The 16,959-nt window shown below is 69.6% G+C and carries 20 protein-coding genes and 1 pseudogene; 9 read left to right on the top strand and 12 right to left on the bottom strand.

What is annotated here, in order from left to right; translation table 11 throughout:
- Nucleotides 1-62: 62 nt before the first annotated feature.
- Nucleotides 63-1,733 carry a fatty acid--CoA ligase gene (locus ACIBF5_RS26690; protein ID WP_396815624.1) on the bottom strand — a complete coding sequence of 557 codons (1,671 nt, stop codon included), beginning with the start codon at nucleotides 1,731-1,733 and terminating at the stop codon, nucleotides 63-65.
- A gap of 156 nt (nucleotides 1,734-1,889) precedes the next feature.
- Here ACIBF5_RS26690 and ACIBF5_RS26685 point away from each other — a divergent pair, with 156 nt between their 5' ends.
- Nucleotides 1,890-2,384, top strand: a complete 495-nt coding sequence (locus ACIBF5_RS26685) for an NUDIX domain-containing protein (RefSeq protein WP_396815623.1) — start codon at nucleotides 1,890-1,892, stop codon at nucleotides 2,382-2,384.
- Nucleotides 2,385-2,422: 38 nt separating this feature from the next.
- Here the strand turns inward: ACIBF5_RS26685 and ACIBF5_RS26680 are convergent, their stop codons facing one another.
- Entirely contained in the window at nucleotides 2,423-4,048 is a 1,626-nt protein-coding gene (locus ACIBF5_RS26680) for an MDR family MFS transporter (protein WP_396815622.1), read from the bottom strand.
- A 92-nt stretch (nucleotides 4,049-4,140) separates the two neighbouring features.
- Between ACIBF5_RS26680 and ACIBF5_RS26675 the strand changes: the two genes are divergently transcribed.
- From ACIBF5_RS26675 to ACIBF5_RS26665, 3 genes and pseudogenes are all read left to right on the top strand, one after another.
- Nucleotides 4,141-5,445 (top strand): MFS transporter, encoded by a 1,305-nt coding sequence (locus tag ACIBF5_RS26675; protein ID WP_396815621.1) that lies wholly within the window; start codon nucleotides 4,141-4,143, stop codon nucleotides 5,443-5,445.
- Nucleotides 5,446-5,531: 86 nt separating this feature from the next.
- Complete coding sequence (gene rfaE2, locus ACIBF5_RS26670) at nucleotides 5,532-7,286, top strand: D-glycero-beta-D-manno-heptose 1-phosphate adenylyltransferase (RefSeq protein WP_396815620.1); 1,755 nt, start codon at nucleotides 5,532-5,534, stop codon at nucleotides 7,284-7,286.
- Nucleotides 7,287-7,300: 14 nt separating this feature from the next.
- Nucleotides 7,301-8,149 (top strand): annotated as a pseudogene (locus ACIBF5_RS26665) (glycosyltransferase family 2 protein); the annotation flags it as partial.
- Between the two features lie 211 nt (nucleotides 8,150-8,360).
- Here the strand turns inward: ACIBF5_RS26665 and ACIBF5_RS26660 are convergent.
- From ACIBF5_RS26660 to ACIBF5_RS26640, 5 genes are all read right to left on the bottom strand, one after another.
- Nucleotides 8,361-9,461: a glycosyltransferase family 9 protein gene (locus tag ACIBF5_RS26660; RefSeq protein ID WP_396815619.1), complete on the bottom strand. Its 1,101-nt coding sequence runs from the start codon at nucleotides 9,459-9,461 to the stop codon at nucleotides 8,361-8,363.
- 15 nt (nucleotides 9,462-9,476) lie between these two features.
- Nucleotides 9,477-10,220, bottom strand: coding sequence for an Hsp20/alpha crystallin family protein (locus ACIBF5_RS26655; RefSeq protein ID WP_396815618.1), 744 nt, complete (start codon nucleotides 10,218-10,220; stop codon nucleotides 9,477-9,479).
- Entirely contained in the window at nucleotides 10,217-10,729 is a 513-nt protein-coding gene (locus ACIBF5_RS26650; RefSeq protein ID WP_396815617.1) for a DUF2231 domain-containing protein, read from the bottom strand. The genes ACIBF5_RS26655 and ACIBF5_RS26650 overlap by 4 nt, the downstream gene beginning before the upstream one ends.
- A 112-nt stretch (nucleotides 10,730-10,841) precedes the next feature.
- Nucleotides 10,842-11,312, bottom strand: coding sequence for a DUF6924 domain-containing protein (locus ACIBF5_RS26645; protein WP_396815616.1), 471 nt, complete (start codon nucleotides 11,310-11,312; stop codon nucleotides 10,842-10,844).
- A 967-nt stretch (nucleotides 11,313-12,279) separates the two neighbouring features.
- Nucleotides 12,280-12,504 carry a winged helix-turn-helix domain-containing protein gene (locus ACIBF5_RS26640; RefSeq protein WP_396815615.1) on the bottom strand — a complete coding sequence of 75 codons (225 nt, stop codon included), beginning with the start codon at nucleotides 12,502-12,504 and terminating at the stop codon, nucleotides 12,280-12,282.
- 386 nt (nucleotides 12,505-12,890) lie between these two features.
- On the opposite strand from ACIBF5_RS26640, the gene ACIBF5_RS26635 reads away from it, so the two are divergent.
- From ACIBF5_RS26635 to ACIBF5_RS26615, 5 genes are read left to right on the top strand one after another with little or no spacing between them, the layout of a single operon-like run.
- Complete coding sequence (locus tag ACIBF5_RS26635) at nucleotides 12,891-14,120, top strand: helix-turn-helix domain-containing protein (RefSeq protein ID WP_396815614.1); 1,230 nt, start codon at nucleotides 12,891-12,893, stop codon at nucleotides 14,118-14,120.
- Nucleotides 14,117-14,332: a hypothetical protein gene (locus ACIBF5_RS26630; RefSeq protein WP_396815613.1), complete on the top strand. Its 216-nt coding sequence runs from the start codon at nucleotides 14,117-14,119 to the stop codon at nucleotides 14,330-14,332. Before ACIBF5_RS26635 ends, ACIBF5_RS26630 begins: the two co-directional genes overlap by 4 nt.
- Entirely contained in the window at nucleotides 14,329-14,523 is a 195-nt protein-coding gene (locus tag ACIBF5_RS26625) for a hypothetical protein (protein ID WP_396815612.1), read from the top strand. The genes ACIBF5_RS26630 and ACIBF5_RS26625 overlap by 4 nt, the downstream gene beginning before the upstream one ends.
- Entirely contained in the window at nucleotides 14,520-14,654 is a 135-nt protein-coding gene (locus tag ACIBF5_RS26620) for a hypothetical protein (RefSeq protein WP_396815611.1), read from the top strand. The genes ACIBF5_RS26625 and ACIBF5_RS26620 overlap by 4 nt, the downstream gene beginning before the upstream one ends.
- Complete coding sequence (locus tag ACIBF5_RS26615) at nucleotides 14,647-14,853, top strand: hypothetical protein (RefSeq protein ID WP_396815610.1); 207 nt, start codon at nucleotides 14,647-14,649, stop codon at nucleotides 14,851-14,853. The genes ACIBF5_RS26620 and ACIBF5_RS26615 overlap by 8 nt, the downstream gene beginning before the upstream one ends.
- Before the next feature lie 103 nt (nucleotides 14,854-14,956).
- Here the strand turns inward: ACIBF5_RS26615 and ACIBF5_RS26610 are convergent, their stop codons facing one another.
- The 5 genes from ACIBF5_RS26610 to ACIBF5_RS26590 all read right to left on the bottom strand — a co-directional run.
- The gene (locus ACIBF5_RS26610) at nucleotides 14,957-15,202 is read right to left on the bottom strand and encodes a hypothetical protein (RefSeq protein WP_396815609.1); all 246 of its coding nucleotides are present in this window, start codon (nucleotides 15,200-15,202) and stop codon (nucleotides 14,957-14,959) included.
- 27 nt (nucleotides 15,203-15,229) lie between these two features.
- A complete protein-coding gene (locus tag ACIBF5_RS26605) occupies nucleotides 15,230-15,613 on the bottom strand; it encodes a hypothetical protein (RefSeq protein WP_396815608.1) in 384 nt (127 codons plus the stop codon).
- 2 nt (nucleotides 15,614-15,615) lie between these two features.
- On the bottom strand, nucleotides 15,616-15,825 hold the full coding sequence (locus tag ACIBF5_RS26600) for a hypothetical protein (RefSeq protein WP_396815607.1): 210 nt from the start codon (nucleotides 15,823-15,825) through the stop codon (nucleotides 15,616-15,618).
- An 11-nt stretch (nucleotides 15,826-15,836) separates the two neighbouring features.
- On the bottom strand, nucleotides 15,837-16,451 hold the full coding sequence (locus ACIBF5_RS26595) for an N-acetylmuramoyl-L-alanine amidase (RefSeq protein ID WP_396815606.1): 615 nt from the start codon (nucleotides 16,449-16,451) through the stop codon (nucleotides 15,837-15,839).
- A gap of 19 nt (nucleotides 16,452-16,470) precedes the next feature.
- A partial coding sequence (locus tag ACIBF5_RS26590) for a hypothetical protein (protein WP_396815605.1) occupies nucleotides 16,471-16,959 on the bottom strand: 489 nt, incomplete at its 5' end.

The raw sequence follows: 16,959 nt of genomic DNA, 5'->3' as shown, positions 1-16,959 counted from the left end.
GGCTGTGGTCGTCTACTACCCCTGGAGGGGTAGTGAACGACCACAGCCTGGTCCGTGAGGGGTCAGGAGTCGAGGTATTGGACGGCCAGGGTGTTGGCGGCATGGGTGGAGCGGATCCGCTTCTTGTCGAACTTGCCGACGCTGGTCTTGGGGACCTCGGCGATGAAGGTCCACCGTTCCGGGAGCTGCCACTTCGCTACCCGCTCGGCGAGGAAGTCGCGCAGCTCGGTCGCGGACGCGGTGGCACCCTCGCGCAGCACCACGGCGGCGAGCGGGCGCTCGTCCCAGCGGTCGTCCGGCACCCCGACCACGCAGGCTTCGCGCACCGCCGGGTGGGCCATCAGGTGGTTCTCCAACTCGACGGAGGAGATCCACTCACCACCGGACTTGATCACGTCCTTGGCCCGGTCGGTGAGGACCAGGTAGCCGTCCGCCGAGAGAGTGCCGACGTCACCCGTACGCAGCCAACCGTCCCGGAACTTCTCCGGGTCGGGCTCGTCCTCTCCGACGTACCGGGAGGTGATCCAGGGTCCCCGGACCTCCAACTCCCCGACAGACTCACCGTCGGCGGGCATCGGCTCGCCGGCCGGGCCAACGATCCGGGCCTGGACCGATGCCGGGATGCGTCCCTGGGTGTAGCGGTAACGCCACTGCTCGTCCCCGGTGACGCCGGCCGGCGGGCGGGCGACCGAACCGAGTGGCGACATCTCGGTCATGCCCCAGGCGTGGATCACGTCGATGCCGTGCCGTTCGGCGAACGCGTGCATCAGCGCGGGTGGGCAGGCCGATCCGCCGATGATCACCTCTTTCAGCGAGGAGGTGTCGACCGGGTTGGCGTCCAGGTGCCCGAGCAGGTCGTTCCAGATGGTCGGCACCGCGCCGGCCAGGGTCGGGCGCTCCGCAGCGATCATCTGGGCGATCGGCGCACCCTGGAGGAAACGGTCCGGCATGATCAGCGACGCGCCGGACATCATCGCCGCGTACGGGATGCCCCAGCTCATCGCGTGGAACATCGGCACGATGGCGAGTTCGCGGGTGGTCGGGCCGAGCCCGAAGCCCTCCGCCATGCAGATCTGCATCGAGTGCAGGTAGATCGACCGGTGCGAGTAGGCGACGCCCTTCGGATGTCCGGTCGTGCCGGAGGTGTAGCAGAGCGCGGCGGCGTCCCGCTCGTCCACCTCCGGCCAGTCGTACCGCTCGGGCTTGCCCCGCAGCAGGTCGTCCCAGTGGTGTACGGCGACCGTCCGGCCGCCGGCCGCCGCCGCCTCGACCAGCGGTGCCGGGTCGCCGCCACCGACGACCACCAGGTGCTCGACCGTGGTGAGTTCCGGCAGCACCCGGGCGAGCAGCGGGATCAGCGTGCTGTCGACCAGGATCACCCGGTCGGCCGCGTGGTTGGCGATGTAGGCGACCTGGTCGGGGAAGAGCCTCAGGTTGAGGGTGTGCAGCACGGCGCCCATGCTCGGTACGGCGAGGTAGGCGACCAGGTGCTCGTTGTTGTTCCACATGAAGGTGGCGACCCGCTGGTCCCCGGTCACCCCGAGGTCGTCGCGGAGCGCGTACGCGAGCTGGGCGGCGGCGACTCCGACCTCGGCGTACGTCATCCGGCGGCTCGGCCCACCGGGCGCGTCGGCGCCGGTCCAGGTGACCACCTCGGAGTTGCCGTGCACCGTGCTGCCGTGTTCGAGGATCCGGGAGACCAGGAGGGGCAAATCCATCATGGTGCTACGCATGCGAAACAAAGTAGTGGCCCAATTCACAATTTGGAAACCCTCGCGTGACCCAAACCGATCACCCGCTAGGACCGGTCGAGTCAGGCGATGGTCCAGTCCTACCGGCCCCCGGCGCAGCCACCGCCACCGGGCGGCCCGCTGTCCTAGAGTGATCGGATGAGCAGCATTTCGTGGGCCGAATCGTACCTTGGCCAGCTCCGGACCCTGGCCGGCGACCGGACCCTGATGTTCGTCGGCGCCCGGGGAGTGGTTCGGGACGCGGCCGGTCAGGTCCTGCTGATCGAACGTTCGGACAACGGCGACTGGGCGATGCCGGCCGGTGCGATGGAGCTGGGCGAGTCGATCAGCGACTGCGTGGCCCGCGAGGTGTGGGAGGAGACCGGCCTACGGGCGGAGGCGGTCACCCCGTTCGCGTTCTACACCGGCCCGGAGCGCACCTTCACCAACATGTACGGCGACACGTACCAGCTCTTCGTGGTCGCGTTCCGGATCGACACCTGGTCCGGCGAGCTGTTGACGGCAACCGACGAGACCACCAACGCCGGCTTCTTCCCACCCCGGGCCCTGCCCACCCCGACCTCCGCCACGGTGCTGGAGACCCTCGACGACCTGGCCGTCTTCGAGAGCACCGGCCAGCTCATCCTCAAGTAGCGGGACCGGGAGCGCCGGCCGGGCGCGCCGGCCGGGCGTCAGATCAGCGTCTGCGTGTTCGACTCCATGTCGATCGCCGCCTCGTCGTGGGTCTCGTCCTCCAGCGACTTGCCGGACCGGTTGGCCGGCGCCGGTCCGCGCAGTTCCTCGTTCGGCACCAGCAGGCTGACCACGAGTCCGACGATGGCGATCAGCCCGGCGACGAGGAAGACCAGGTGCAGCGCGCTCACGAAGCTCTCCTGCACCGCCATCCGGAGCGGACCGGGCAACGCCATGATCTTCGCCGGTTCGTTGATCGAGAAGGTGCTCGGGTCGATCGGCGCCTGCTGCTGCGGCGGAAGTTCGCGGAGCGCCGCCGGGAGCCGGTCGGTCAGCCCGCCGGTCAGCCGGGTGGAGAGCAGGGTGCCGAGGATCGCCACCCCGAACGATCCGCCCAGTGACCGGAAGAACGTGATCGCCGACGTACCGGCGCCGAGGTCGCGCACCTCGACCGAGTTCTGTACGGCGAGGATCAGCGCCTGCATGCTGAGGCCGAGCCCGACACCGATGATCACCATGTAGAGGAACGCGAGCCAGAGCGTGGTGTCGACCTGCAACTGGGTGAAGAGCAGCAGGCCGAGCACGAGCATCGCCGCGCCCGCCACCGGGAACCACTTGTACCGGCCGATCTGGCTGATCGCCCGCCCGGAGAGGACCGAGGTGACGATGATGCCGGCCATCATCGGCAGCATCAGCAGACCGCTGTTCGTCGGCGACGCACCCTTGACCAGTTGCAGGTAGAGCGGAACGAAGATGATCGACCCGAACATCACCAGGCCGAGGACGAAGCCGGCGCTGTTGGCGAGTGCGAACGTACGCCGCCGGAAGAGCCCGATCGGCAGGATCGGTTCATCGACCCGGGCCTCCTGCACGAGGAAGAGGGCGGTCAGCAGCGCACCGACGGCGAAGAGCCCCAGGATGAGCGGCGAGGCCCAGGCGTACTCGTTTCCGCCCCAGCTCAACGCGAGCAGGATCGCACTCACCCCGGCGACCAGGAGCAACGCGCCGAGCCAGTCGATCGCGTGCCGGCGCCGCTTGAACGGGATGAGCCGCATGACGTAGAAGCAGACGATGATCGCGACGATCGCCAGCGGCACGTTGACGTAGAAGATCCAACGCCAGTTGTGCTCGGCGAAGTAGCCGCCGAGCAGCGGGCCGGCGACCGAGGCGATGCCGAAGACCGCGCCGAAGAGCCCCTGGTAGCGGCCACGTTCCCGGGGCGTCACCACGTCCGAGATGATGGTGAAGGCGAGCGTCAGCAGACCGCCCGCGCCGAGCCCCTGGATCGCCCGGGTGACGATCAACTGGGTCATGTCCTGGGAGATCCCGGCCAGCACCGAACCGACCAGGAACGTCCCGATCGAGAAGAGGAAGACCGGGCGGCGTCCGAACAGGTCGGCCGTCTTGCCGTAGAGCGGGGTCGAGGCGGTCGACGCCAGTAGGTACGCCGTCACCACCCACGAATAGTGGTTGATCCCACCCAACTCGCCGACGATGGTCGGCAGGGCCGTACCCACGATCGTCTGGTCGAGCGCGGCCAGCAGCATGCCCATCATCAGGCCGGTCATCAGCAGCCGGATCTGCTGGCGACTCAGCGCCGGTTGAGCGTTCTCGGCGGTGGTCATCGTCCTTTCTCCCCCTACCGGCACCGAACATGCCTGGTTACGGACGAGGAAACCCGCTCGACGCGACCTTCCCGATCCGGCACCATCCGCGAGTGACCACCACCCTGCTCCGGCGCATGGCGTTGGACCTCACGCCCCTGCGTACCTCCCGGGACTTCCGGTTGGTCTTCTCTGCCGCCGGGGTCTCCGGATTCGGGTCGTTCATCACGTACGTCACCGTCCCGTACCAGGTGTACGAGATGACGCACGATCCCCTGCTGGTCGGCCTGCTCGGGGTGGTCGAACTCGTACCCCTGCTGGTGATGGGCTTCGTCGGCGGCGCCCTCGCCGACTACCTCGACCGGCGCCGGCTGGTCCTCGGCGGTGAGGTCGGGCTGACCGCTCTCTGCGCGGTGCTGCTGCTCAACGCCCTCTCCGACCAGCCGCACCTGTGGCTGCTCTACCTGGTCGCCGGGCTGACGGCGGCCGTCGACGGGCTGCAAAGACCAGCCATGGAGGGTCTCACGCCGCGTCTGGTCACGCCGGCGGAGATCCCGGCCGCGAGCGCGCTCAACTCGCTGCGCATGCAGATCGCGCAGCTCGCCGGCCCCGCCCTGGCCGGGGTGCTGATCGCCTCGGTCGACCTGGTCTGGGTGTACGCGATCGACCTGGTCACCTTCGCCGCCTCACTCGCCTGCCTGGCGGTGGTCCGCGCGGTCCCGCCGCCACCCGCCGCCGACCGCCCCTCGGTACGTTCGGTGCTGACCGGCCTGCGTTACGCCCGCAGCCGCCCCGAACTGCTCGGCACCTACCTGGTCGACATCAACGCGATGTTCTTCGGCATGCCGCAGGCGCTCTACCCGTTCATGGCCGCCAAACTCGGCGGCCCGGCCGTACTCGGGCTGCTCTACGCCGCCCCGGCGGTCGGTTCGCTGCTCGCCACCCTCGGCTCCGGCTGGACCCGCCAGGTGCACCGGCACGGGCTGATGGTGGTGCTGGCGGCCGGGGCGTGGGGGCTGGCGATCCTGGCCTTCGGGTTGGTCGACTCGCTCTGGCTGGCGCTGGTCCTGCTCGCCCTGGCCGGCGCCGCCGACATGGTCTCCGGACTGTTCCGGATGATCATCTGGAACCAGACCATCCCCGACCACCTACGCGGACGGCTGGCCGGCATCGAAATGCTGTCCTACTCGACCGGGCCGCTGCTCGGCCAGCTCCGCTCCGGGCTGGCCGCCCGCTGGCTCGGCGTGAACGGTTCGATCGTCTCCGGCGGCCTGCTCTGCGTGGTCGGCACCATCGCCCTCGCCGCCGCGCTGCCGCAGTTCCTCCGCTACGACGGCCGCCACGGCCTGGCCCGCAAGGAGGCCGAGGACGCCGCCTGGGCCGCCGCCGCGGCCACCCCCGCCACCGCACCGGGATAACCCCGAACGGGCACGGAAGCACCCGGAACACCAGGCGGGGCGTGGCCGTCCCGGTTTGGCCCCGGCGACAGTGGGGACCCGCCGGTATGGCGATCGGAGCAGAGGAAGATCGGCGACTCGCCGACGTGGTGGAGAGCTGGGTCGGGCGTGGCGTGCTGGTGGTCGGCGACGCGATGCTCGACGAGTGGCGGTTCGCCGACTCCGACCGGCTCTGCCGCGAGGCGCCCGCCCCCGTACTCACCCTGCGACGGCGGATCACCGCCGCCGGTGGCGCGGCGAACACCGCGGTCAACCTGAGCGCGCTCGGCGGCCGGGCCGCACTGGTGGCACCGGTCGGCGCCGACGTGGCCGGCGACGAACTACACGACTGCCTCGACCGGGCCGGGGTCTGGGACCGTACGGTCTCCCAGACCGGCCGCAGCACCCCGGTCAAACGGCGGCTGCTCGCCGCCGACCAGATCCTCGTACGCGAGGACGAGGGTGACCGGGACGACCGGCTCTGCGTCGACGGGGTGCAACGGCTGCTCGCCGCGCTCGCCAGCGCCACCGAGGAACTCCGCGAAGCCGCCGGCCACCCACCCACGCTGGTGATCTGCGACTACGGCCTCGGCGCACTACCCGAGCCGATCCGAGGCTGGCTGGTCGAACACCGTGACCTCTTCGGCACGGTCGCGCTGGACGCGCACGACCTGGCCTACTGGCGCGGGCTCGCCCCGACCGTGGTGACGCCGAGCTTCGCCGAAGCCACCCGACTGCTCAACGCGCCCGCCACCGGGCCGCAGCCACAGCCGGACCCGACGGACGTGTCCGGGCTGTCCGGTCCGCATCCAACGGACGTGTCCGGACTGGACACACCCACGGTGGTGACCACGACGGCGGTACCGCCGCTGCCGGAACGACCGCGGGGCTTCACCGAGGACCGGGTCGACAGTGGCACCGACCGGGCGGGCATGGCCCGCGCCCACCTCGCCGAGATCCGGGAACGTACCGGCGCGGACGTGGTCGCGGTGACCCTGGACACCGACGGCGCGGTGGTCGGCGGCGCCGACGGCGAACCCCGGCGCAGCCACGCCACCCCGGTCCCGGCCAGTTACGCCGTCGGCGCCGGAGACGCGTACCTGGCCGCGATGACCCTGGCACTGGCGGCGGGAGCACCCCTGCCGACCGCCGCACAGCTCGCCCAACTCGCCGCCACGACCACTGTCGCGGGGACCGGCACCTGTGTCTGCGTACGCGAAGATCTGCTCTCCGCTCTCGGCTCGACGGGCTCGACGGGCTCGACCGGTGATGCCCGCCGCGCGCCGGCGGTCGTCGACCACGGCGGGCTGGACGCGCTGATCACCGGGCACCGCCGCGAGGGGCGTTCGGTGGTCTTCACCAACGGCTGCTTCGACGTGCTGCATCGGGGGCACGTCCGCTACCTCGACCAGGCCCGCACGCTCGGCGACGTGCTGGTGGTGGCGGTCAACTCGGACGACAGCGTACGGCGGCTCAAGGGCGCCGACCGGCCGGTCAACCCGGTCGAGGACCGGGTGGCGGTGCTCGCCGCGCTCGCCTGCGTCGACCATGTGGTGGTCTTCGAGGAGGACTCACCGGCCGCCCTGATCGAGACCGTTCGACCGGACGTGTACGTCAAGGGCGGCGACTACCCGCCCGAGATGGTCCCCGAGGCCCCGCTGGTACGTCGCCTCGGCGGCCAGGTCCGCACCCTCGGCTACGTCCCCGACCGCTCCACCTCCGCCATCATCGAAAAAATCCGCTCCCAGTCGGTGGAAGGAAGGGTTCCTAGTACAACGCATAGCGATAACAAGGGCCCCTTCCTCACCGGTAGCCCGTCGTGAGTCCGCCGCCCGTCGTGAACCGGCCGCTGGCCTCGGACGACGCGGCGGAGTTCCGCACCGACCGGCTCCTGGACGTCCTCATCCCGACCCGGAACCGGCCAGCCGAACTCGCCGTCACCCTCGCCGGGCTGGCCGCCCAGAGCGGGCCGGCGGGCTTCGGGGTGGTGGTCAGCGACCAGTCCGGGGGCAGCCCACCGTGGAGCCAACCGGCGGTGGCGACGACCGTACGCGTACTGCGCCACCGGGGACACCCGGTGCTGCTGACCCGGCGACTGCCCCGGCGCGGGCTGGCCGAACACCGGGCGTACCTGCTCGACCAGTCACGCGCCCGGTACGTCCTCTTCCTCGACGACGATGTGTGGCTCGAACCCGACGCGGTCGACCGGCTGGTCACCGCGATCCAGGAACTCGGCTGCGGTTTCGTCGGCAACGCGGTGCACGGCCTGTCCTACCTCGACGACGTACGACCGGAAACGCACCGGCACTACGAGGAGTGGGACGGTCTGCCGACCCCGGAGGAGATCCGACCCGGTACGCCGGAATGGGACCGGGCCCGGATCCACCCCGCTGCGAACCTGCTGCACGTCACCGAGACGGTCGGGCTGACGCCCGGGCAGTGGCGGGCGTACAAGGTCTCCTGGATCGGCGGTTGTGTGCTCTACGACCGGGCCCGGCTGCACGACTCGGGCGGCTTCGACTTCTGGCACCGGCTGCCGGAGAAACACCAGGGCGAGGATGTGGCCGCGCAGCTCGCGGTGATGGCCCGGTACGGCGGCGCCGGCATCCTGCCCAGCGGCGCCTACCACCTGGAGGCACCGACCACGGTTCCCGACCGGCCGGTGGAGGCGTGGGAGATCGTCCTCGCCGACCAGGCCGACGGCGAGACCACGGTGACCCTGGAGCCGGCGCCCCACTCGTTGGAACCCCAGGCCGCGTCGCTGGAAACCCAAGCCGCCCTCGAACCCACCTGATGTTAAGGAGGGGGCCCTTGTTATCGCTATTCGTTGTACTAGGGGCCCTTCCTAACCGCAGGGCTGACAACCGCAGGGCTGGCAACCGCAGGGCTGGCAAGAGTCACGCCGGCTGGGACAGGTCGGTGACTGCCTCCAGGACCTCTACCACGGGTACGTCGGTGACGAACGAAACCCGGTGCGGGCAGTCCTCGCCGGAACGGGCCGGATAGATCCCCCGGCTACAGTCGATTCCACACTCTGGACAGTTGAGGGTCCACGACCCGATCGGGCGGTGCCGAGCCCGTAACGGCGTGGCGCAGTTGATCAGGTTGCCGACCCAGAAGATGCCGACTGTCGGCGTACCGACGGCCGCGGCCACGTGCACCGGGCCGGTGTCGTTCGCGACCACCACCGCGCACCCGGTGTAGAAACCGAGCAGCCCCCCGAGGGACAGCTCTCCAGCGAGGGAACGTACCGGCGCGCGGGCGGCGGTCACCACCTGGTCGGCGAGTTCCCGCTCCTGGGCGGTGCCGGTGACGAAGACCTCGTACCCGTCGGCGACCAGGTGTTCGGCCACCTCGGCGAAGCGCTCCGCCGGCCAGCGGCGGCGCGGGTCGCTGGCGCCCGGGTGCAGCGCGATCCGGGGCCGGTCGGGGGCCGGGTCACCGACCACCGACCGGGCCTGCGCCAGGTCGGCCGGGGTGACGTGCAGCCGAGGGCTCACCGTGGTCGGGCTCGCCCCGACGAGTCCGGCGACCTCCAGATAACGGAAGACCTCCGGTTGGTAGAAGACGTACCGCATCCACCGGTCCAGCTCCGGTGCGCCCTCTGCCCGCAGGCCGGCGGTGATCCGGGCGCCCAGGGCGGTGACGACCGGGTTCGAGTTCGCACCGCCCCCGTGCATCTGCAGGGCCAGGTCGAACCGCTCCCGGCGGGCGGCGTCGATGAACTCGGCCATGGTCGGCGTTTCCGGCTCGTTCGGACCGGCGACCCGGATCCCGTCGGCCGGCGGCACGACCAGCACCCGGTCCACCGGTCCGGGCCGCTGGGCGAGCAGGTCCGCGTGCCACGGCGCCCCGATCAGGACGAGTTCGGCGTCCGGGTAACCGGCCCGCAGTGCCTCCAGGGCGGGCAGCGCGAAAATAAAATCACCAAGGGCATTGGCCCGGAGTACGGCGATCCGCTCGACGTCCGGCACGAGGTCGCGTACCCGGCCGACCATCTCCCCGTACGCCGCTCAGCCGAACTGGCGGCGGGTGGGCTGCCCCGTCCCCGCCTCCGGCTGGTGCAGTTCCCGGTCGGCGGCGGGATCGCCGCGCAGCGGGGTGGGAGTGCCGCCGCTACCGGAGCGGGCCGAGTTGCCGGCGGTCAACGCCGCCTCACCGACCCGACGCGCGGCGGCACCGGCCGAGATGGCGGGACCGCCGTCGACCCGCCCGTCGTCCGGGTTGCCGACGACCGGAGCGGTGGTGGCACGGCCCGTCGCCGGCCGGGCCGTCGTGTAACGGCGACCGATCGTGATCGTACGGCGGCCCGAGCGCCCCGCCTTCGGCAACGCCACCGTGAGCAGCCCGTGGTCCATCACCGCGTCGATCCGGTCCAGATCCGCCTCGCCGGGCAGGCGTACCCGGTGTTCGAAGGCGCGCTCCCGGGAACCGGTGCCCGGCATCCCGCCCCGGTCGGCGTTGACCTCCTCCTCGGAGCGGGCCCGTACGCAGAGGTCCCGGCCGTCGATTTCGAGCGCGACCTCCTCGGGGGCGACCCCGGGGAGTCGGGCGACGACGTACCAGCCGTCCTCGCTCTCGACGAGTTCCACCGCTGGTGGCGGTCCACCGACCCCGGCCAGTGCCGAGTTGACCCTCCGGCTCAGTTCTTCGCGGAAGGCCCGGAACCCGGAGACCGCGCGCAGTCCGGTCGACATCCCGATCTCGGTGACCGCTTCCCGGCTCCGGTCGAGCCCCGCCTGCACGGTTTCGCTCATCGGGCGTCTCCCATCCGACCCATCCGGTCCGCCGGGGCCGGGCTCAGCGAGCTGGGGGCGTTCAGGTTGGCGTCGGTGTCGACTCCGACACCGAGGCGGTCGACCAGTTCGCCGCCGAACCAGGCGCCGAGACCGACACAGCCGAGGGCCACCACCTCGATGGCGAAGAGGGCACCACCGGCCCCGCGTTCGTCGGCTGCCATCCGTACGGCCCAGATCGCGGCGAAGAGCAGGATGACCGCGATGTTGACCGCCGCGTGACTGATCCCGATCCGTTTGGCCCGGGTGCCGCCCGGGATGGCGAGCAGGTCGACCGCGCCGACCGCAGCCGCGAGTACACCACCGATCAGCCCGATCAGGATGTTCCAGTACGCGACCTCGCCCAGGAACTCGGGGCCACCGACCATGTCGGCGAAGTCGAAGATCACCGCGGTCACGAAGAGCGCGACCGGGAACATGACCAGCATCGGGTGCACCGGATGACCCAGTGACTTGATCCGGCTTTCCATGGCCGCCTCCCAGGCTCCAGCGGGCGTTCCCGCGCTGGGCCCGTACCCTGCCGGCGCCACTGGCAAACCTGGGCGCCCCCGCCAACCCACCGGTCTGGCCGCCGGCCTGGTTTTACATGAAGGCGCGGTGCACCCCCTCGGGGTCCTCGGCGGCGTTGTCGGCGAACTCGAAGAAGTCCATGTTCGCGAGCTGAAGGTTCACGTGGATGTTCGCGACGCCCACCGGTACGGTCCGGAACTCCCGGACGAACTCGATCGTGTCGTCGTCCAGCCCGTCACGGAACTCTTCTTCGGTCTCGGTGGTCACGGCCAGCAACGCGTGATGCGCGGCCCGCATCGTCGTCGCGTCCGCCAGGAAGACGACCGCCGGGCCGTCGTCCATGCCGTCGACCGCCGCCAGCACCTCGTCGGCGGTCGCGCCGGCCCACGCCGGGTCGTCGACGAACTGATGGTTGGGCTCGTACTCGTCGTCCCAGAGCTGCGCCAGCTCGACCTTCACGGTCTGCCAGGCGGGCTCGTCTGAGTAGTCCGTCCTGATGATCAACGAGTCGAACTCTTCGGTCCTGGCCGGCAACGCTCTCATGATCCGCTCTTTCCCAGGCATCGCGCCACACCGGCGCACTCACCGAAAGAGGCCCCGTGACCTGGCTTTTGCCTGGCCACGGGACCTCTTCACTACCGAGCCGCCTGACGGAATCGAACCGTCGACCTACGCATTACGAGTTGGTCGGAAGGTTCCGCATAGTTCTGCGATCTTTCCTCGATCCCCAGGTCAGCGCGGGTATCGTAGCATGATTCACAACAGTGCCGACCCATTCAGCCGGCGTCCCGTGTCACTGCCCGTGTCACCGCGTCCAGGTAGCCGGAAGGGCACCACGCGAGAGGCCGTTCGACGCTGACCACCCGCCTCGGACGTGTCCTCCAGACAGGTCGCGTACCCGTCCCACCACATGTTGGTGCCGAGTCGCTCTACTCTCCGCAGTACCCGCTCCTCCGAGCGACGCACCTGCCAGCCCGTGATGCTGGCGACCGCGACGCCCACAAGCATCCCGGTGACGATCGCGTATCGATAACCAATTATCCATAGCAGGCAATTGGCGGCCGTAGCTACAAGCGCAATTACCAGGTAGAGCAGGTGTCGTCGAGTTGGTGGGGTGGGTGGTTGGTGGTACATGGGGTGGCGTCCTCCCGTGGTCGGGTGTCCGGCGACCGCTACCCCGGTCGTCTGCGACAAGCAAGTGCATCTCCCACACGCGCAAGATCGACTTACGGTAGCGACGTCACTACGTGCCCGGAAGGGCTGATTGGACTACCGCAAGATCGGCCGATCGGTTATTGTTTAGAACAGGTGTTCTAACGCCGGACTAGCGTCGACCACACTCCCCAGCACGCACCCAGGGGGCAGTCAGGGGGCAGTCATGAAGCAAACTAAGGATCGTCAATAATGCAAGAACCGCCGCCGGCCATCGGGTGGGGTAGCACCCTTCGGCCGGCGGCGGCCCCATCCCCCGACCCGGGTCGGGGAGTCATTCACTAACTCAGTTACGCGGCTAACCCGCATCTCCAACTACGAACACACCCACACCGGGCAGGGTTTCGGTTAACCCCTCTCGGCGCAGGATCCACATCGCCTTTTCTACCACCGATTCCGAAACGTCGTAGATCTCGCATAGCTGGGCCCTCGACGGCAGTTTCGCCCCAGGCGGGTACTCGCCGCCTCTGATTTTTGTTGTGAGGTCGTCGGCGACCTCTTCGTAGCGCTGTTGACGTGGCATACGGACACTCCCCGGTTGGCGGTCCGAGTCAATCACGTACACCTCCCACCTTCAAGGTCCACCGACGTCTACCGCGTGGCAGGCTTGACCTCCCATTGGTACCCATCATACCTTGGAGCAGACGGAACCCCGGTTGGCGCTGTGGGTTCCCGACACCGGCGCGGGTCATCAGTGGCCCGCGCCGGCCCGCATCTCCCCGCCCTCCCACTCGACCGGAGGTAAGCGATGACTCATCAGCCCAACGAGACCGATCCGCCGCGGCCGGCTCCCTCTCCCAACCAGCAGCCGACATCGTTGGCCGTGCCAACGGGTCTGCTGCGGATCATGCGTAACGCGGGCGTTACCCGGTGGACCCGGCGGCGACCGCTGAGCGGGCGGGCTGACTGATGGCGGTAGATGACGCAGAGCTGCCGATCGGCCGCCGGGTGGCGTACTGGCGGGGGCGGCGGAAGATGTCACAGCAGGTGTTCGCCGACCGGCTCGGTAAGTCGAAGAGCTGGGTCGACAAGATCGAACGGGGCGCGCGGCGGCTGGACAAGTTCAGCGTGCTGCACGACATGGCGGCCGTCCTCCAACTCAGCGTGGACATGTTGATCGGGCAGCCAGCGACCACGAGCGCCGTCCAGGCAGACGCGGTCGAGCTCGACGACCTCCGCCTGGCGCTGACGCACTACGCACCGGCCGCGTACCTGGGCGACCGCCGGCAACCTGCTGGCCTCCTGTCCGACCTGACCAAATCGGTCAGTCACGCGTGGTTGACGTATCAACATGGGCGGTACGACATCCTCACCCGCGCGTTGCCGGGCCTGCTGCGTGACGCCCACGCGGCCGACGCCTACTACTCGGGCGACAGCGGTGAGCGCGCCGCGAGCCTGCTCGGGCAGGTCTACCAGATCACCTCCTCGGCGCTGCGGAAGCTCGGGGCGTACGACCTCGCGCGGCTGTCGGCCGAGCGGTCCATCACCATCGCCGTACGCCAGGGAGACGCCCTGCTGGCCGGCACCGGCACCACCCGGTTCGCCAACGCGCTGCTAGCGGAGGGGCAGGTCCGGTCGGCCCTCGAAGCCAACGTCGCGACCGCACACCGGCTCGCCCCGGACGGTACGACCTGGGCGGACGCGGACCGGGTATCGGTCTACGGGTCGCTGCTGCTCCAAGGCGCCATGGCCGCGGCCCACCTGGGTGACAGCACGAGCGTCCGCGAGCTACTCGGGGAGGCCAAGTCGGCGGCTGACACGCTCGGCTCGGACCAGAACCGCTACTGGACCAGCTTCGGGCCGACCAACGTGGAGCTGCACCGTGCGGCGGCGGCCGTCGAGCTGGGCGATGGTAGTCGGGCACGGGCGATCCATGCCAGCCTCACCTGGCGGCAGCTCGGTGCGCTGATGCCCGAACGCCGGGCACAGCACCTGCTCGACCAGGCCCGCGCACACATCCTCTCCGGCGACATGGCCGGTGCCGGCGAGGCCCTGATCGAAGCCGACCGGCTCGCCCCGTCCGACATCCGCAACCGGCCAGCAGCCCAGGACGTCATGGTGACGATCCTGCGACGTACCCCCGGCTCACCGCCCACGCTCGTCGCCGAGCTGGCCGACCGGATGGGAGCGCGGGTGTGACCGACGATCAGCACCCACTGACGACCATGCCCCGGTCGGCGTGGCCCGCGATCCTCCGCAACGCCCGCGCCATCGTCGAGGCACACGAGGGCGGCGACGAGTGCCAGATGTGTCCCGCGTACGCGCCCGGCCAGTGCGCTCGACTGATGGCCGCTCTCCGGGCCGTGGTCGACCCGGAGATGCTGGCTGCCGAGAGGGAGGTGCAACGATGATGGACGAGGGCTGGAGCCCGCAGGCGATGTGGTGGTCGGTCGGCATGACGCTCACCGGGCACGCCGGCGGCCGGAGCTGCCCGCAGTGCGGCCCGGACGGGTGTGCCCAACTCGCGTGGGCCGTGCGTGTCCGCGAGGCTGGTCCGCCGATCTCGCCGGTGCCGGTCCTGCTCGCGGGCGCGCGACCGTGAGTGAGGCGTCCTCTGTGCTGACCAGGGACACGATCAACCGGGCGCTGGTGCTGGACCTGATGGGGCGCGGCGGCGGCAGCCTCACCCTGCAGAATGACGACCACGACCACCCGAGGGGCGGGAATGACTGAGCCACGAGCCTACGATCACGAGCGCGACCAGGCTGAATACGATGAGCAGATCGCCAAGGTGTTGAGCGCGATCCGCTACACGGGCGACGACCTGGATGCGATCCTGGCCGTCCTGCCCCCCGAGCAGGCAGCCGAGGCCCGGGCGGCAAACCTCCGACACGCCCTACGCACGTACGACCGGAGCCGAGACAAGCCCTGATCAACCCGCCTACAGCAAGGAGCGCCCCCACCCGCGATGGGTGGGGGCGCTTCGACGTTGGTCGGCACTGTCCGGTGGCCACCGGGAGCGCCGCGCGTCGATACTACCGGCGCAGCAGTCGGGCCACCGTTGCCGGGGCGTACACCCGCAGCCGGATCAGCCACGCCACGGCGACCGGGCCGCCGATGAGGACCAGGCCCAAGATGGCCTTGATTTGCACCTCAGTCAGGTCGACGCCGAACGCGACGAGCAGGGTCAGCAGGGCACCGACTGCGGCCGATCCGGCGCCGACCGACAGGGCCGGTTCCTCGCTGGTCGCGTTGGGGATGATGGGGGTGGAATCGGTCATGCTCTCTCTCCTTGCGAAACGTGATGGTCACCGATTACCGATGACCGCTTTCAGGTCACCGATTTCCCGCTCCCGGGCGGCCAACTCGGCACGCGCAACGGCGAGCTGAGTCCGGAGCGAATCCCGCTCTGCCTGTGCGGCAGCCAGTGCCTCGGACGTCTGCCGCAACGCCAGATCGAGGCTGGAGAGCCGGGTCTCCAGAGTCGTGATCCGCCCCTGGAGACGGATAATCTCGGACCGAAGCGTGTCGTTGAGTTGGCTCCAGACCTGGCCCCGGATCTGCTCCGCCTGCGCCTCGGTCAGCTCGATCTGGGCGGTGTCGACGCGGCGGCGAGTGACTGCCCAGGTGATGAGTGGGCCGATGACCGCCGCCGCCCCGGCGACGGCCGCGGCGGCGACGGTCGGATCCACGGTCAGCCCTGTAGGTAGCCCTGGGAGACACGGGCCTCCGCGAGCAGCCGGCTGTAGGCGTCCTTGTTCTTCTCGACTAGGACCGGTACCGGCTCACCGGCCGTGCCGGTGCGCAGGTAGTTGAACTCGATCTCGCCGATGTGTCGAACCTTGCCACTGTCGTGTACGAGGAAAACCGGGGCCGGCGTGCCGGTCGTCTGGATCAGGTACATGGTGCGCCTCTCTACTCATCAATGATCCAGCGGCGGCCCCCGGCCAGCGCTGGGGTGGATTCGGTGGGCTGGTCGAGCAGGGCGTCGACGGCGGTCCTGAACGCGTCCATGTCGAACGTGGGGTCGCTCTTCGAGCTGGTCTCGCCCTTGGGACGGCCCTCGTACGGCTGGTGCTCCTTGTGACCCGCGACCCGGGCTGCGGTCCAGCCCATGTGCCGGCAGATCGCGGCGACACCACGCTGGTAGGAGTCGAGCTGCGCGACCGGCCACGCCTGGCCCTTGTTGTCGTTCTGCGCCTCGATCCCGATCAGGCTGGGATTCCCGAGGCCCTTCAATGGGCCGGCCCAGCCGATCTTGGCGTGGTTGCACCGGCCGCTGGCGATGACGGTCCAGGCGCCGGACCGGGACAGGTAGAGCTGCGCGATCGGCGGCGTGGCGGTAGTCGACCCCTCCAGCAGCACCCGGATCTCACCCGCGTCCGTCGACGTGGCCGAGCCGGCGGTGGCGTGGCAGATCAGCCCACGCGGGTCGATGCTGTCGGAACCCCGGGTACGCCACCCGGCCTGCTCGTACACGGTCAGACCGGCTGCCCTCAGTACCTCGGGCAGCCACAGTAGACGGGCCATTCTGTCCTCCTTTGCAATGTCATCCGATGCGCATCAGGCGCAGCCATGACCCCGCCGCGACGGCCGTTTGACTGGCTGTCGAGACGTTTTGTGCCCAGCGGAATTGGAAGTTTCCGCCGCTGCCGGCGGGGACGACTAAGGTTCCTCGGGGCGCCATTGTCCCGAATGGTGGGCCTCCTACCACCGCCGTGTCGCTAATGGAGCCGATCCAAGCAAGCACAATCGGATCAGGCGACGTGGTGGACGTATTTCCATGCGCGACTGGCGTCCAGTTGAAAGTCGCTCCAGATGGCCCGGACCAGCCAATTTTCAGGTCAGCAGCGGCGGCGGTTTGAAAGAACAGCATGGAGTCGACAGCCCACGTCGAAGCCCCTGGCAAGCCGGTGAATCGCAGTTGCGTGTCGTCCTGGAGGACGGTTTGTGACTGGATCGGCTGGAAATCTGTTTTAACCGCGATCACTGTCGAGTTGAGTTGGGCCGGGTACATGAGCATGCCCGTCTTCCAGGT

This window comes from Micromonospora sp. NPDC050417, assembly GCF_044458865.1.
GTDB lineage: Bacteria > Actinomycetota > Actinomycetes > Mycobacteriales > Micromonosporaceae > Micromonospora_G.
Note: the sequence above shows the minus strand (reverse complement) of the source record. Positions and strands in the feature narration are given on the sequence as shown.